Origin of the sequence: Methanocella sp., assembly GCF_035506375.1 — an archaeon.
Lineage (GTDB): Archaea > Halobacteriota > Methanocellia > Methanocellales > Methanocellaceae > Methanocella.
Genome location: NZ_DATJPM010000038.1, coordinates 34962 through 49794, shown reverse-complemented (window position 1 = coordinate 49794; position 14833 = coordinate 34962). Strand labels below are relative to the sequence as shown.

The following is a 14833-nucleotide window of genomic DNA, read 5'->3' as shown; positions in this document are numbered from 1 at the left end:
ATGCAAAGATGCGTGTTTTTCATTCGATGATGAACTCGCACCGGTCGTCGCCCATGGCGTAGCACTTCGTCTCTTTAACAATAGCGGGGCTGTTATAGTATCTGGTAAAGATCGTCTGTAAGACTCCCGAATCGAAGGCGCATGCCGGCCTTCCGAGATACGGCAGGTCCTGGCACTCGAAGCAGTCGTATACAATTACATCGAGGGGGTCCATGCTCTGAACTTCCATGCAGCCTAATTTTTGCGCTTCCCAGAACTTTGCGAGATTGGCCAGGAGCTTACTCAGGTCCCGGTCGGCGACGCGGGGATAGAGCGCCTCGCCCACGCTGGCGCCGGCCTCGTGCAGGACGGGGTCCAGGTCGATGCCCTCGTTGAGGAGGGCCACGCGGATTGTGCGGAACATGAGGCGGAAGAAGGCGAACGGGTCGCCGGAGGACAGGGCATATTTTGAGATGTATTCCTCCATGTCCGTCTCCAGCTTTTTTCGCCTCGAAAGGCCGCCCAGATAGCTGGAACGGATGAAAAATATCTTCTTACGGGCGTCGCCGGGGTCGGGGTGCGATGAAACGATGCCGTCGTCGGCCAGGCTTTTGAGGTGTACGGATATCGTCGATTTTGCCCGGCCAGAGTACTCCACGATCTCGTCGAAGCTCATCTCTTTTTCGAGGAGCATCGACAGGATCTTCATGCGTACCGGGCTGTCCACCGTCCGGATGCCCCCGGGCGTGGCAAACAGCTGCGCTGTCCTCTCGTCCCTGCCCTTCTTTTGTTTCATCTCTATTTTCATATGACCATAAACTACAAATAGTTATTGTTCGTATATATTTGAATATTCGTAATATAACGAACAATAGTGGGATGAAATGCATTGATGTTCTGCTCGAACATCAATCGCAACCCGCTATCAGACATCCAGCGCTTTAAAGTAAATAAAACAGCCTCTGGCCCGCGCAGGCACGAGGGGTTCGACGTGCGTACGCGGGTCCGGCGAAGCTTTTTCATGCTGCCACCGTAACGCTCTTATACTAATTGTTCTAATATCATAGAATGTTCGCTAAATAACGAACAATTATCGAGGGGCGCTCAGGCAGGAGTAACAGGCATACGTCCCACTCGATTAACGATCGTGAGCTGTGAAGCTGCATGAGGCTAAGGGGGCCGCATCCTGCGGCCCCTCCTCCCGTGTATGATCCTTTTATGAATTGTTATTGGCCGGATACTTATTTTATCAAGCGCCCTTGCCGCGACCATAAATTACAAATAGTAAAGCTCGTATATGTTCGTATATGTATGAACGTTCGATTATTAACGAACAATAAAAACTACAGGCATCGGGAGATTTGAAGACATGAAAGCCGTCGAGATCGTAAAGGGAGTTTACTGGGCTGGAGCCATTGACTGGAACATTCGTGACTACCACGGCTATACGCTGCCGGGCACGACGTACAACGCCTATCTCATCGTGGGCGACAAGATAGCGCTTATCGACAGCGCCTACCCCGGATTCGACAGCCAGATCATCGAGAGGGTCAGCTCCATCGTCGACCCGAAGAAGATCGACTACCTCATCGCGAACCACATCGAGAAGGACCACTCGGGCACGCTGCCCGCGCTGACGAAGATGCTGCCGGGCGTGCCCATCTACTGCACGGAGAACGCCGTGAAGGGATTCTCGAAGCACTACGACACGGCTGGATGGAACTTCAAGGTCGTCACTAGCGGCGACACATTGAGCCTCGGCAAGGGCAAGACCCTGGCATTCCTCGAGGCGCCGCTGCTGCACTGGCCCGACAGCATGTTCACCTACCTGGCCGAGGAGAAGATCCTCTTCCCGAACGACGCCTTCGGCCAGCACATCGCCACCTCCCAGAGGTTCGACGACGAGATCGGAAAAGAGGAGTCGCTCAAGCAAGCGCAAAAATTCTACGGCAACCTGATAATACCGCTCGCGCCCCGCGTCCTCAAGAAGCTCGACGAGGTCGGAAAGCTTGGCCTCGAGATAAAAATCGTAGCGCCCAGCCATGGCATCATCTGGCGCTCCTACGCCGGCGACATCATCGGCTCGTACGTGAACTGGAGCAGGGGCGTGTCGAAGAACAAGGCCACCATCGTCTACGACACGATGCACGGCTCCACGGACGCCATGGCGAAGGCATTCGCCGAGGGCCTGATGGAAGAGGGCATTGAGGTCAAGGTATGCCTGCTCAAGGACGGCAAGGCCGAGGGCACCCACCGCAGCAACATCGTGCCCGAAGTCCTCGACTCGAAGGCTATCCTGGTCGGCTCGCCCACGCTGCAGAACCAGATGTACCCGACCGTGGCGGACTTTATGAGCTACTTAAAGGGCCTGGAGCCCGGGAAGCTCGGCCGGAAGAAGATCGGGTTCGCGTTCGGCTCCCACGGCGGCCACGGCGGCACGATAAAGCTCATCACGGACGACCTGAAGGCGGCGGGCATCGAGGTCGTCAATGACGGCATCGAGGTCTACTACAAGCCCGACCGCAAGGAGATCGAGCGCTGCACCGAGCTGGGCCGGGAGCTGGGCCGGAAGATAAAATCCATGTAAGCGAACAGAAGGATATTAAAGAATCAAAATGAAATAAAAGTAATCGGTTGGTATCGATCATGAAGCAGACAATAGAGAACCTGACGAAAGCTTTTATTGGCGAAAGCCAGGCGAGGAACCGCTACACTTTTTACGCCAGCACCGCCAGCAAGGAGGGCTACGAGCAGATCGCCGAGATCTTCACCATGACGGCGGACAACGAGAACGAGCACGCCGAGTGGCTGATGAAGATGATCAACCAGCTCAAGGCCACCACGAAGGACGATTACAGCGAGGTGCACGTCGAGGCGGTGGCGCCGACCGTGTGGGGCAACACCGTCGAGAACCTGAAGGCCGCGATCGCCGGCGAGACCTACGAGTATACGTCCATGTACCCCGAGTTCGCCCGGGTGGCGAAAGCGGAGGGCTACAAGGACATCGCCGGCCGCCTGCAGTCGATCGCCAAGGCCGAGGAGCACCACGGCGGCCGCTATGCCAAAATACTCAAGGAGCTGGAGGCCGGCACGTTCTTCAAGAAGCCGGAGCCGGTCTGGTGGTACTGCCGGAAGTGCGGCTACATGCACTTCGGCACCGCGCCCCCGGACAAGTGCCCGTCATGCGACCACGAGAAGTCTTACTATGAGCTGTTGAACGAGAGTTTCTAAGGTGAGAACATGGTATTATTGAACCAGGTCTACAAGTGCGCCGTCTGCGGCAACATCGTGGAAGTTGTCCACGAGAGCGGCGGCACGATGTTCTGCTGCGGGCAGCAGATGGTACTGCAAAAGGAGAACACCGTGGACGCGAGTAAGGAGAAGCACGTTCCCGTGCCGACGTTCGGCCCGTCCATCAAGGTCAAGGTCGGCGCAGTGCCCCACCCGATGGAGGAGAAACATTATATCGAGTGGATCGAGGTCATCTACGATGGCGTCGTGGATAAAAAGTTCTTGCACCCCGGCGATAAGCCCGAGGCCGAATTCCCCATGAAGGCGGACAAGGCCACGGTCCGGGCATACTGTAATGTCCACGGGCACTGGAAAGCTTAATCTATAAGGCACCCCTTCTTTTTTTCTTATATAATTATGGAGAGTCAGCTTGATGGTAAGGCTGTTGTCGGATAATGACGTTAAACGGCTCGTCACGATGAACGATATCGTCCCGGCGGTGGAGCACGTCTTCGCCGAGTACGCCGAAGGCCGGGTCGAGATGCCGGGCAAGACCTACGTGGACGTCAAGGGCTACGGCGATTTCCGGGCCATGCCGTCCTACGTGCCGTCCATCGGCACGGCGGGCATAAAATGGGTAAACGTGCACCCGGATAATCCGCAAAAGGGCCTGCCCACGGTCATGGCGACCATCCTCCTGAACGACCCGAGGACCGGAAAGCTCCTCTGCATCATGAACGCGTCGAGCCTGACGGACGAGCGAACGGGCGCCGCGGGAGGCGTCGCGGCGAAGTACCTGGCCCGGAGGGGCGCTTCTGTGGTCGGCCTCATCGGCAGCGGCCACCAGGCCTGGACCCAGGCGCTCGCCTATAACGTGGTGTTCGGCCGGCAGATCAGGCTGGTCAAGGTCTACAGCCGCCACATGGAGCATGCGGAAGCGCTGGCGGGCCGTATCCGGTCGGAGTTCCGCTGCGACGCGCAGGCGGTCAAATCGGCCCAGGAGGCGGCGGACGCGGACATCATCGCCACCGTAACGCCCGCCCGGAGGCCGGTGCTCATCGCCGACTGGGTGAAGCCGGGCACGCACATCAACGCCATCGGCGCGGACGCCCCCGGCAAGCAGGAACTCGACTCAATGCTGGCCGTCAAAGCCAGGGTCTTTGTCGATTCCGTCGAGCAGGCATCCCACAGCGGCGAGATCAACGTCCCCTGGAGCCAGGGGCTGTTGAACCGGGAAAAGCTCGCCGGCACCATCGGCGAAGTCGTCGCAGGCAAGCTACCAGGCCGCGCGAGCGATGGGGAGATCACGGTCTTCGATTCTACGGGCCTGAGTATCCAGGATATGGCCGTGGCCCACATCATATATGAGCGGGCCCTCGAGGAGCACATCGGGTCCGACATCGAGATTTGATGGGCCTTAACTTTTTTACTTTTAGACGGGAACTTATTGTTTATTTGGATAGCTGTGCCATATATTTTTAGTATCCCACAATTATAAATATCTTAAAAGCTTACAGTAAAATGTACTGCTAGTCAATCCTAAGCCTAGCATTCCCTATTTTGCCATCGATGGGGGCATTATCAGGGCTATTCTAAAAACGCCATCCCAAAATGTCAAAACGGACAAAGGGTCTGGAGTTAACAGAAGGAATGGCTATGACAAGAATATTGCCTGGTGTTGAAATACAGGTTATCAAAGAGATCGTGCCTCAGCAGCTAAACCCCTCCGGCGTGGTAGCGCTCATCGGCACGACCGAGAAGGGCGAACCGCTCGTGCCTATGCCTGTGAGCAGCTATGCGGAGTTCGCCGATAAGTTCGGCTCGAGCGAAAAATTCACGGTCACCAGGGACGCAAAGCAGGCGTTCCAGAATGGCGTTTTCCAGGTGGTCGTCGTCCCCATCAGCGGACAGAATGGGACCAAGGCGACGCTGACGCTCAAGGATCACAAGGGCAGGGACACGGCGATATTCACCGCGAAGTCCTCGGGCGAGGAAGGTAATAAGATAACTATTAAGGTAGAGGCGGTGGAGTCGTCTGACCTGGTACGCCTGGCCATCTCGGACGGTGCCAACGTAGAGATCTATGATGGCGTGAACATGAATCCGTCGGGCAATAATTACCTGGTGGACAGCATCAACAAGAAATCGGCCCTCATAACGGCCGAGGACCAGCACTCCAAGTCGAAGTCTCCGGATAACAACCCGGAGGCCGGGGAAACGGTGCTCTCGGGCGGAGTCACCGGGGTCGTATCAAAGGCGGACTACGAGGCCGCACTGGACAAGCTGGAAGCCGAGCCTGACGTGGACATCGTCGCCGCCTGTGAAGTCATCGACCCGGAGATCCACGCGCTCATCGAGGCCCACTGCCTTAAGATGAGCATCGACGCGAAGAACCGGATCGGCCTGGGCACGGTCTCGAGGGGCGAAAGCATTAAGGACATCAGCAACCGCACCCTGGTCATGTCGAGCGACCGGTTCGTGCTCGTGGCACCCTATGGATGCCTGGGCGCCGTCGCGGGCCTCATGAGCCGGCTCAACTACTACGAGTCCCCCACCTTCAAGCCCATCAGCGGCATCGCGAAGCTGGAGCGGACCTACACGCCGTCCGAGGAGATGGAAATGCTCAAGGCCGGCGTCATGCCCCTGGAAGCCCAGCGGGGCAGGGGCATAGTCGTCGTCAAGGGCATCTCGACGAGCAAGGAGCAGATCAGTGTCACGCGCATCGCGGACCACGCCGTCCGGAGCGTCAAGAGCGTCGCCGACCTCTTCATCGGTACGCTCAACAGCCCCTCGGGTCGGGCGGCGCTCAAGGGCAAGATCTCGGAGCTGTTGTCCCGAATGGAGTCCGAGGGAGCGCTGGTGCCCAGCACCGACGGCAAGGAGCCGCCTTTCCTGGTCGACGTATACAGCTCGGAGCTGGACTTTGCCCAGGGCATAGTCCGAGTGAACATCGCGGTGCGGCCCGTCCGTGCGATGGATTACATCTATGCGACCATAAAGGTTGAGGCGTAAGGTGATTTGAATGGCAGTATCCATATATTCGGCAAGATGGAGCACCGCCCAGGTGACGACGGCGGCAGGCTCGGAAACGGTGGGCATCCAGTCGATCGAGTATCGCATTAACCTGAATAAGCAGGACCACTACGAGAGCGGAGGCCACCTCCGGAGCAATGTGACCTATGGCTACAAGCAGGTGATGGGGGTCATCCGCATCAAGTCGGTGAGCACCCAGCTGGACGCGCTGCTCGATAAGATGGAGGAGGCGAACAACAGCTTCTCCCTGCACGTGGAATTATCGGACGGCACCAGTAAGAAAGTGCTCGATTTCCAGCAGTGCTTCCTGGACAGCAAGGAATTTAGCATCGACGTCAACGGGAATGGCGTCTCCGCGTACACCTTCACGGCCAAGGACGTCGTAGAAGGCTCGTGATCGTGGAAGCGGCTCTATGAAAAAACTCACGAAAGAGGACATCCTCAAGGGTAAGGACAGGCAGGAAACGGTCCACATCGACGTCTACGAGTCCAGCGTCGTCATACGGCCGCTGACCGATGGCGAGCTGAGTTCGGTATTCGCGGTCATTGGCAGCATACCGCTCAAGGAGGACGGCACCCCGGACCCGGCCAGTGTCGACATCACGAAGAATTTCAAGGCGCTTCGGCTCGTCACATCCCTGGGCCTGGTCGATCCCCGGCTCAGCGAGGATGAGGTCGCCGACATGAAATTCGGCGTCCCTGAATTCATCGGGACCCGCATCCTCGAGATCAGCGGCATCTCGCCCAATATAAAAAAAAAGACTTGAGCTGAAACGATTCGTCGCATCCCCGGAGGGACAGGAGCTGGCGGCGCTCTGCCTCGACTACGGATATAAGCTGGCGGAACGCCCCTCCGACCTCACGCGCCCGCAGATCAATTTTTTAATAGCGGCGCTCGTGGACCGGCTGGAGAAGGCGTCCCTGGCCCGGGCCGATAAGCCCGGCGTGAACCGTTTCATCATCGTCGACGACGGGGACGAGGGCGACGAAGACGAATAGCGCGAGGGAGGAAGTGGCATGCGATTATGACCGCGATCAACGGCCTCGTTGAAGTTGCCGGCGCCCTGTGCGCGGAAGGCATTCTGCCCCCGGAAGTCCTTCTGGACATCGCGGCCGCGATGCAGGCGCTTTTAGACTCGTTTTTAGCGCTGCCCATGGACGCCCTGGGAGACGGCTTTTTCCGGGAAGAGTTCCGCATGCCCGCGGAGCCCCAGGTATTCAGGGACGAGCCCGCTGCGACGCCCCCCGCTCCAGTTTCCCTCAATATCGCCGTTATCGCCCGGCAAGTCCAGGAGGCCGTGGAGCGCGTCCAGGAGCGGACGGCGAGCGTGCCGGCCATGTACGCGAGCTTTGCGCTTCCCGAAGGGCTGCCGGAGATACCGCTCCCGGACAATTCGCTTTCCGGGCAATATTCCCGTGAGCTGGCCAGGGCCAGTCCATTGGCGACCGGCCTTCCGGCGGGGAGCGATTTACCACAGGCACCGGAGATGGGCGTTCCACCGGTTTCGCCGGAACGCCCGGCCATGCCGGGCGGCGATCGCTGGTACACGGCGGGCCGCGGCGAGGATAAAACTTACCGGCAGCCGGAAGGCTCCGGCGAGCTAAAAGCCCCCATGAGAGCCCCGGCCATTTCACAGGGCCTGGAACAGAATATCAAGCGTTCCACGCTGGTCATCAACGAGCTCGAGAATATAGTCCGGAACGTCGTGATCACGAAGAATATCGTCGAGGAGGCAACGGGATCCGCCTCCATCGCCCACGAACTACGGAGCGCCACGATGAGCGCCCCCGCACAGGCCGAGCCGTCCCTTCTCAAGGGACCTGCATCCGCCGGACAGGAACACGCGCCCGCGGCGGGCCGGATAATGGTCGCCGGGTCGCCTGTGGCGGGTGAAAAGGGCCATCCTCTTCTGCCCGACACGGTGGTCGCTGAGGCCCTGAAACCCGCTCTCGGCATGCCCATTGCCGCGGCGGAAACGCGGGATAATGCGAAACGACTCTCGGACGCCCTGGCCCACAGCATAGCTCCACCGGAAGCCCCCGGTTTGCCGGTGGCCGGGTCCATGGCGGAAGCCCCTCCCGGGCCAGTGACGGGTACGATGCCGTCGCCAGCCGAGAATGTGACCAAAGCCCTGTCGGCGCTCATGGGCACTTATAGTAATTCCATTAGTGCCATGGTATCGATGTTACCCCCGATCTCAAGGCCCATGGCCGCGGGAGCGCCCACCGTCGCCGGCGGCCAGGCCAGTGCCGTGATCGACGGTCGTCCTGCGGAGATGCCGGGCCGGGTGGGCGTGGCCGTGCAGGGCCCGGTGGCCCGTTTGCTTTCCGCGGCATCGGCAGGGGATCCGGGGGCCGTGGATTTCAATGTGGGCCGTACGGTCGAGTCCCTTCTACGCGCCGGCGCGGGCTTTACCGAGCAGAGCCTGCTACTTGCTATTCCGCCAGGGGGACAAACGGTAGTAAGCCCGGCAGAGATGGATTTCAATGTGGGCCGTACGGTCGAGTCCCTTCTACGCACCGGCGCGGGCTTTATCGAACAGAGCCCTGTGGCCCGGCTCATTAACCAGATTGTCGCGCCGGCGGCGCTGGGCGACACGATGGCGGGGACAGGCGGAATGCAGGAGCGGGCGCTGACCCGCGAAGCGTGGCCCCCCAACCCTGTCGTCAACCTGAGCGTGAGCCTGGCGGCGGCGCAGGCCGTCCAGAAGGCCGGGGCGTCCGTCATCACGCGGTTCGCGACGGCCTCGCCCGGGCCGGGCGCGGGCATCCAGATGCAGCCCCGGGCGGACGGGAATATCGTGAACGTATCGGTCCCGGGCGCCACGGTGGACCGGGAGTTGAACGGCAACGTGAGCAAAACGTCCAGCTTCTACAACACGTTTAACATCAGCGTCACCGTGAAGGGCGGCAGCGAGGATGGCGACCTGAAGGAGCTTGGCAAGAAAATCGGCCGGATACTCTCCGACGAGATCAGGCGCTATGGAGGCGCATAGAAAGAGCGTAAAACCACTGGAAGGATATGGAGGAAGCGAGAAATGAAGATCGAGCTTGATGGCATAAAGCTGAACGAGAGCAAGGAAGATGCCAGCGGAATTTCCGACGGCCGGAATATCCAGAACCTCAACATCACGGACAAGCGGAATTCCGTCCCCCACGACCTGCCCGGGATGATGGGAAGCGTTTTCCAGGACCTCGGGAGAGCCGCGGTGAAAATATCGTTCGACGGCGTCATCTCGGGGGATAATGCGAAGACGCTGCTGGAGTCCATCCGGGGCAAGTTCCAGAAGGGCGACCCTGTCCCGTTCAACTCGGACCTGTCGGGCACCGCAGACATCACGAAGGTGCTCATCGACGATTTCCACGTCATCGACAACGCAGGCAACAAAAACCGTTACAATTATTCGATCGTGCTGAAGGAGTACAAGGAGCCCCCGCTCAAATCGCTCAGCCCCGAGTCGCTGGAATCCGCGGCCGCCGGCTGGGCCGAGGGCATGGTGGACAAGATCCTCGCGGACGCGAAGAACGAAGCCGTGGGCTACGTGAGCTCCAAGCTGGGCGGCGAGGCCGGGAAAGCCGCGGGGGCCGCGTTCGACATGGCCGCGAACAAAGGCAAATCTGAGGCGAAGGACGGCCTCAAGTCCCTGTTCTGACTGCGGCCCACCGATGTGAGAGGAGCATGATGCGATGCTGAAGCCCGTATACGAGATGAAGATTGGCACTCAAAGCTTTGATTCGGCCAACAACGCCGAGGCGCTGAGCATCAACGTCGACAGCGACCTGGCCATACCGCTGGATGCCTTTAAGGTGGTCCTGAAGCCGGGCGATAAGACCGCGGTCGGGAGCGGAGACGCCGTCTCCATCAAGCTGGGCTACGACGATGCGCCGGTCCAGGTCTTCACCGGCACGGTGGACGCCGTGGAGCCGGGCATCTCGAGCGTGACGGTCAGCGGCTTCAGCCTGGCCGCGCCGCTCACCCGGATGCGAATCCACCAGGTTTATGAGCAGCAGACCGCCGGGAACATCGTCAAGGACCTGGCCAGCCGGTTGAGCCTGAGCATCAAGACCGTAGACGACGGCATCAGCTTCCCCATGTACGTGGTGGACGAATCGAGGACGGTCTACAGCCACATGCGGGAGCTGGCGGTGCTGTGCGGCTTCGACCTCTTCCTCACGCCTGACGGCGAGGTCATGTTCAAAAATTACCAGGCGAAAAAGCCCGTGACTTTCACCTATGGCGAGGATATAATCGAGGCCCAGGTCAAGGTGCTGACGCCCCAGGCGACGAGCGTGAAGGTGTTCGAGGAAAGCCCCTCGAGCACCAAGGGCTCGGATACGGCCCCGTGGCTCTCCAAAAAGGTGATGGGTGGTGTGGCGGGAAGTGGCGACGAGGTCTTCATCGTCGCTAACCCGGCCATCCGGGATAAGGATACCGCCGATTCGGTGGCGGCGGCGGTCCTGGACGCGCTGATGGTGACCCTGGTGGGCACCGTGAAGACGATCGGCGAGCCCGAGGTCCTGCTCAGCGATACCATCGAGATCAAGGGGATGCCCGACGCCCGGATGAACGACAAGTTCGAGGTGACGCGGGTGAGCCATGCCTTCAACATGGACGAGGGCTTCACCACCACGTTCGGCTGGATCAAGAGGCCGTGAGAATATGATCGGAGGAGTGTATGTATTATAATCAGGCTGAACGCCTCGACTCGCCGGTGATGGCGATCAAGAAGATCGCGGAGGATGAAGTGAGGAAGCAGCGGACCCTGGAGCTGGCCCAGGTGACATCGATCTATCCGCATTCGAGCGGCAGCGACAACGATAACTATGCCTGCGACGTGAAGCTGAAGAACGGCGACAACGAGCTGCGGAAGGTGCCCGTGGTCACGCCCCACGCGGGCTTCGCCCACGTGCCCAATATCGGCGACCTGGTCCTGATCGGCTACATCGGTGGCAGCGTGAACTCGCCGGTCATCCTGGGCAGCCTGTATAACGACGATCAACGGCCCCCGGTGAACGACGCAGGGGACATCATCTATGAGTCTCCCGATGGAACGGATAGTAACCGGAAGCGGCTGTACCTCAAATTCCCCAACGACATCACGATGACCCTGACAGACGACGGGCTCAAGCTCGAGATGGGCCAGACGACGGTGAGCATACAGCACGACGGCGACGTGGAAGTCCAGTCCAACGCGAACGTGACTATCACGGCGCAGAAGGATATGAAGCTCTCGGCGCAAAACATAACCCTGGAGAGCCAGGCGTCGCTCGGGCTGAAGGCCGGCAGCGACCTTAAGATCGAGTCGGGCGGGAACGCGAACGTGCAGGCGAGCGGCATGATGGCGCTCAAGGGCTCCATGGTCAATATCAACTGAGGTGTGCGGATGGGACAGATGGCGGCAAGGGTGGGCGACATGACGAGCCACGGGACGCCCCTGGGCCCGGGGCCCGGGTGCCCGACCGTGCTGATCGGCGGCATGCCGGCGTGGCGAGCGGGGGTGGATAACCACGTATGCCCGCTGTCGAATGGCCCCTCACCCCACGTGGGCGGCGTCGTGGCCATGGGAAGCGCCACCGTCATGATCGGGGGCGCGCCGGCGGCCCGCATGGGAGACATGATCACAGAGGCGGGCGGGCCGAACTCGATCACGGTCGGCTGCCCGACGGTAATGATTGGATAACGGGGTATGATGTAGTATGTCAGACGCGGAATTATACGGAAGCGATATCAGGCTCAACCTGGAGACGAGCACGGACTATGTCGGCATGGGCGCCGACCTCTCCGTCAACCGGAAGGGCGACATCCAGACGATCTCGGGCCGCGAGAACCTGGGGCAGGCCCTCCTGCAGCGCCTTCTCACCCGAAGGGGCGAGCTGGCGAGCCTGGGACATCCCTGGTATGGCTCCAGGCTGCACGAGCTGATCGGTCGGCCGAATAACCAGGAAACGCGGGACCTGGTGAGGCTCTATGCCAAGGAATGCGTCAAGCAGGAGCCGCGAGTGAGGGAGATCGTGGAAATAACGGTCAGTCCGCAGGGCGGCAACCCGAATGGCGTGGTGCTGGACATAACCGTTGTTCCGATCAAGAGCAATATCCCGATGAACCTCATATTCCCCTTTTACCTGGAGATGAGCTGATGACCTTCGTCCGTAAGTCTTACAACGATATCGTGGACTCCATCCTCTCGCAGATTACCCGGGGGATCGTGAACGAGAAGTTCGAGTACGTGGCGGTCAGGCCGAAGTATCGCCTGGAATATCCCGGGGCGCAGGGCATCGTGAAGGTCGAGGGGACCGTGAACGGCGCCCGATTCCTCTTCACAAAGGGCATCGACTTCACGTTCTCCGAGAACTCGATCGAATGGCTCGATAAGACCCGGCCCGATAATCATACTCCATTCACGGTTTATTATACAATCGACGTGCCGACCGGCATCACCGACGTGAACCCCGGCAGCGTGACCCGAAACATCGTAGAGTCCATCGCCATCGAGCTGGACTTTCTGTACGCCCAGATGAACCAGGTGTACAACTCCTCGTATATCGATACGGCCTCCGGCAAGGCCCTGGACCTCGTCGTCGCGCTCCTCGGCATCACGCGTAAGCCGGCCGGCTTCGCGGCGGGGGAGGTCACCTTCGGCCGGAACAAGGAGCCGGGCCTGACTGAGGCGCCCAAGGAAGCCCTCATCTTCGACGGCAAAGGCAAGTACCAGCTAAAGAGCGGCCTTGTCGAGGGGATCAAGAGCGTCGACGGCGAGGTCGATGGCTCTCGCATACGATTTACCGAGGGCACGGACTACAGGCTTATGGGCGATGCGATCGCGTGGATGCCCGGGGGCAGGCACCCCAACCCCGGCTCGGTCTATTACGTGGACTACTCGGTTTACGAGAAGATCGCCATACCCTCCGGCACCACGGTATCCACGTACTCCCGGAATCCCGCAAACGTGAAATCCTTCCGGACCACCCGGGACGTCACGCTGGACAGGAACGCGGAGGGCCGCTGGGAGGTCGAAGTGCCCGTGGTCGCCCTCGTGCCTGGCCGGGAAGGAAACGTTTTCCTGGGCAGCATCAACGTGATGCCCAAGCCTGTCCCTGGCATCGAGTTCGTGATCAATAAGCACGATATCCTCAGCGGTTCCGACGTGGAGAGCGACGCGGACCTCCGGGAACGGGCCAAGCGTGCCCTGGAAAAGGCCGGAAAGGCCACCCTGAGGTCGTTGAAGTCCGCGGTGCAGGGTGTCGAGGGCGTCATGGGCGAGGTCGTGATCATCGACCAGCCCGACGGCGTGCCCGGGATCATCCAGATCATCGCCAGTGGCGGCGACCCCCGGGAGATAGAGCGCATCATCGACGATACCCGCTCCGCCGGCATCCACGTCGAGTTCAAGCGCCCGACCACCGTGATGCTGGATATTCGCCTGATGGTGGCCGTCGAGAAAGGGGTCGACACGGCGGACGCGAGGGCCAGGGTGGATCTGGCGGTGCGGAACTACCTGGGAACGCTGAACATCGGCGACGACGTCATGATCAGCCGGATCATCGAGGCGGCGCTGAGCGTCGCGGGCGTGATAGATGCCCGCGAGGTCACGATCAACGATAAGAAGGATAACGTGCACATCAGGGAGGACGAGCGGGGCGAATACCGCACCGTCGAGGTCTTCCTGGAGGCCTGACCATGTCCCGGGCGGATACCATCGGCGAGCGGCTGCCGCACTTCTACCTGACCTGGAACGGCCAGACGGCGATCGCCGGGGTCATCAAGGCCGTCGGCAAGACGATGGACGAGACCGAGAAGGATTTCGGCTCGATCATGGCGTCCCACTGGGTGGACACCGCCTCGGGCGAAGAACTCGACCGGCTGGGCGGCGTCTACAGCGTGAGGCGGAAGGCGGGGGAATCGGACATGGACTTCCGCGGGCGGCTAAAGACGTCCATCATCAGCTACCGGGGCGGCGGCACGCTGGGGTCCCTGCGGATGATGACCCGGATCGCGCTCGGCCTCCCGGCGGACCATCCCATCGAGATCCTCGAGAACCCGCCGACACAGCTAAAGCAGACGTGGAAGGCCAGCGCGAACAACGAGTGGTCGGTCAATCCCCGGAACATAGACGATGCGACGCTGGCCATCACCATGACGGTGGAGACGCCGGGGGCCCGGGTCACCGACCCGACCATCACGAACGTGGACACCGGGGAGTACATGACGTTCAAGGGAAGCCTGGCCTTTGGCGATGTGCTGAGGCTGGCTGATGGCAAAGCCAGCCTCAACGGCCAGGACGTCACGGAGAGACTTTCCCCGGCCAGCCTGCCGCGGCTGCCCCGCAAAAAGACCCGGTGGCGCTACCGGGAGGCGGTCGAGGCGAACATCGGCGTATTCGATAGCACCCGGTTCGACCAGTCCGTGTTCGCCGTTAACATCATGACGGCCATCACGTTCGAATGGACCGCCCGCCAGCCCGCGTTCTTCGAGGTGCGGATTCCCGGGGACATCATAGCCCGGGCGGGCGTCACGCGGGAGTACGTGCAGGAGCTGGTCAACTCGGTAAAGGCCTGCGGAGTCAGGGGACAGGTGGTCGTGGTATGAACG

General features: G+C 60.4%; 16 protein-coding genes. 15 read left to right on the top strand and 1 reads right to left on the bottom strand.

Going from position 1 to position 14833, the window contains the following annotated elements; translation table 11 throughout:
• Nucleotides 1-19 precede the first annotated feature (19 nt).
• On the bottom strand, nt 20-775 hold the full coding sequence (locus VMC84_RS04605) for a V4R domain-containing protein (protein ID WP_325378586.1): 756 nt from the start codon (nt 773-775) through the stop codon (nt 20-22).
• A 573-nt stretch (nt 776-1348) separates the two neighbouring features.
• Between VMC84_RS04605 and VMC84_RS04600 the strand changes: the two genes are divergently transcribed.
• The 15 genes from VMC84_RS04600 (at nt 1349) to VMC84_RS04530 (ending at nt 14830) form a co-directional block, all read left to right on the top strand.
• The gene (locus VMC84_RS04600) at nt 1349-2566 is read left to right on the top strand and encodes an FprA family A-type flavoprotein (protein ID WP_325378585.1); all 1218 of its coding nucleotides are present in this window, start codon (nt 1349-1351) and stop codon (nt 2564-2566) included.
• A gap of 59 nt (nt 2567-2625) precedes the next feature.
• On the top strand, nt 2626-3210 hold the full coding sequence (gene rbr / locus VMC84_RS04595; protein ID WP_325378584.1) for a rubrerythrin: 585 nt from the start codon (nt 2626-2628) through the stop codon (nt 3208-3210).
• A gap of 9 nt (nt 3211-3219) precedes the next feature.
• A complete protein-coding gene (locus VMC84_RS04590; RefSeq protein WP_325378583.1) occupies nt 3220-3591 on the top strand; it encodes a desulfoferrodoxin in 372 nt (123 codons plus the stop codon).
• Nucleotides 3592-3643: 52 nt separating this feature from the next.
• Entirely contained in the window at nt 3644-4621 is a 978-nt protein-coding gene (gene ala, locus VMC84_RS04585) for an alanine dehydrogenase (protein WP_325378582.1), read from the top strand.
• A 245-nt stretch (nt 4622-4866) separates the two neighbouring features.
• A complete protein-coding gene (locus tag VMC84_RS04580) occupies nt 4867-6222 on the top strand; it encodes a phage tail sheath subtilisin-like domain-containing protein (RefSeq protein ID WP_325378581.1) in 1356 nt (451 codons plus the stop codon).
• A gap of 10 nt (nt 6223-6232) precedes the next feature.
• The gene (locus VMC84_RS04575) at nt 6233-6640 is read left to right on the top strand and encodes a hypothetical protein (RefSeq protein ID WP_325378580.1); all 408 of its coding nucleotides are present in this window, start codon (nt 6233-6235) and stop codon (nt 6638-6640) included.
• Between the two features lie 16 nt (nt 6641-6656).
• Complete coding sequence (locus tag VMC84_RS04570; RefSeq protein ID WP_325378579.1) at nt 6657-7010, top strand: hypothetical protein; 354 nt, start codon at nt 6657-6659, stop codon at nt 7008-7010.
• Between the two features lie 258 nt (nt 7011-7268).
• Complete coding sequence (locus VMC84_RS04565; RefSeq protein ID WP_325378578.1) at nt 7269-9239, top strand: hypothetical protein; 1971 nt, start codon at nt 7269-7271, stop codon at nt 9237-9239.
• A 42-nt stretch (nt 9240-9281) separates the two neighbouring features.
• On the top strand, nt 9282-9896 hold the full coding sequence (locus VMC84_RS04560; RefSeq protein WP_325378577.1) for a hypothetical protein: 615 nt from the start codon (nt 9282-9284) through the stop codon (nt 9894-9896).
• 34 nt (nt 9897-9930) lie between these two features.
• Nucleotides 9931-10899, top strand: coding sequence for a hypothetical protein (locus VMC84_RS04555; protein WP_325378576.1), 969 nt, complete (start codon nt 9931-9933; stop codon nt 10897-10899).
• A 20-nt stretch (nt 10900-10919) separates the two neighbouring features.
• Nucleotides 10920-11618 carry a phage baseplate assembly protein V gene (locus tag VMC84_RS04550; RefSeq protein ID WP_325378575.1) on the top strand — a complete coding sequence of 233 codons (699 nt, stop codon included), beginning with the start codon at nt 10920-10922 and terminating at the stop codon, nt 11616-11618.
• A gap of 9 nt (nt 11619-11627) precedes the next feature.
• Nucleotides 11628-11924, top strand: coding sequence for a PAAR domain-containing protein (locus tag VMC84_RS04545; protein WP_325378574.1), 297 nt, complete (start codon nt 11628-11630; stop codon nt 11922-11924).
• A 16-nt stretch (nt 11925-11940) separates the two neighbouring features.
• Nucleotides 11941-12381: a GPW/gp25 family protein gene (locus tag VMC84_RS04540; RefSeq protein WP_325378573.1), complete on the top strand. Its 441-nt coding sequence runs from the start codon at nt 11941-11943 to the stop codon at nt 12379-12381.
• Nucleotides 12381-13919: a baseplate J/gp47 family protein gene (locus tag VMC84_RS04535; protein ID WP_325378572.1), complete on the top strand. Its 1539-nt coding sequence runs from the start codon at nt 12381-12383 to the stop codon at nt 13917-13919. The genes VMC84_RS04540 and VMC84_RS04535 overlap by 1 nt, the downstream gene beginning before the upstream one ends.
• A 2-nt stretch (nt 13920-13921) precedes the next feature.
• On the top strand, nt 13922-14830 hold the full coding sequence (locus VMC84_RS04530; RefSeq protein WP_325378570.1) for a hypothetical protein: 909 nt from the start codon (nt 13922-13924) through the stop codon (nt 14828-14830).
• The last annotated feature ends 3 nt before the right edge of the window (nt 14831-14833 follow it).

Bases quoted from the DNA above. Each gene is read 5' to 3' on its own strand.
- VMC84_RS04605 (WP_325378586.1), bottom strand. From the start codon at position 775: ATGAAACAAAAGAAGGGCAGGGACGAGAGGACAGCGCAGCTGTTTGCC.
- VMC84_RS04600 (WP_325378585.1), top strand. From the start codon at position 1,349: ATGAAAGCCGTCGAGATCGTAAAGGGAGTTTACTGGGCTGGAGCCATT.
- rbr (WP_325378584.1), top strand. From the start codon at position 2,626: ATGAAGCAGACAATAGAGAACCTGACGAAAGCTTTTATTGGCGAAAGC.
- VMC84_RS04590 (WP_325378583.1), top strand. From the start codon at position 3,220: ATGGTATTATTGAACCAGGTCTACAAGTGCGCCGTCTGCGGCAACATC.
- ala (WP_325378582.1), top strand. From the start codon at position 3,644: ATGGTAAGGCTGTTGTCGGATAATGACGTTAAACGGCTCGTCACGATG.
- VMC84_RS04580 (WP_325378581.1), top strand. From the start codon at position 4,867: ATGACAAGAATATTGCCTGGTGTTGAAATACAGGTTATCAAAGAGATC.
- VMC84_RS04575 (WP_325378580.1), top strand. From the start codon at position 6,233: ATGGCAGTATCCATATATTCGGCAAGATGGAGCACCGCCCAGGTGACG.
- VMC84_RS04570 (WP_325378579.1), top strand. From the start codon at position 6,657: ATGAAAAAACTCACGAAAGAGGACATCCTCAAGGGTAAGGACAGGCAG.
- VMC84_RS04565 (WP_325378578.1), top strand. From the start codon at position 7,269: ATGACCGCGATCAACGGCCTCGTTGAAGTTGCCGGCGCCCTGTGCGCG.
- VMC84_RS04560 (WP_325378577.1), top strand. From the start codon at position 9,282: ATGAAGATCGAGCTTGATGGCATAAAGCTGAACGAGAGCAAGGAAGAT.
- VMC84_RS04555 (WP_325378576.1), top strand. From the start codon at position 9,931: ATGCTGAAGCCCGTATACGAGATGAAGATTGGCACTCAAAGCTTTGAT.
- VMC84_RS04550 (WP_325378575.1), top strand. From the start codon at position 10,920: ATGTATTATAATCAGGCTGAACGCCTCGACTCGCCGGTGATGGCGATC.
- VMC84_RS04545 (WP_325378574.1), top strand. From the start codon at position 11,628: ATGGGACAGATGGCGGCAAGGGTGGGCGACATGACGAGCCACGGGACG.
- VMC84_RS04540 (WP_325378573.1), top strand. From the start codon at position 11,941: ATGTCAGACGCGGAATTATACGGAAGCGATATCAGGCTCAACCTGGAG.
- VMC84_RS04535 (WP_325378572.1), top strand. From the start codon at position 12,381: ATGACCTTCGTCCGTAAGTCTTACAACGATATCGTGGACTCCATCCTC.
- VMC84_RS04530 (WP_325378570.1), top strand. From the start codon at position 13,922: ATGTCCCGGGCGGATACCATCGGCGAGCGGCTGCCGCACTTCTACCTG.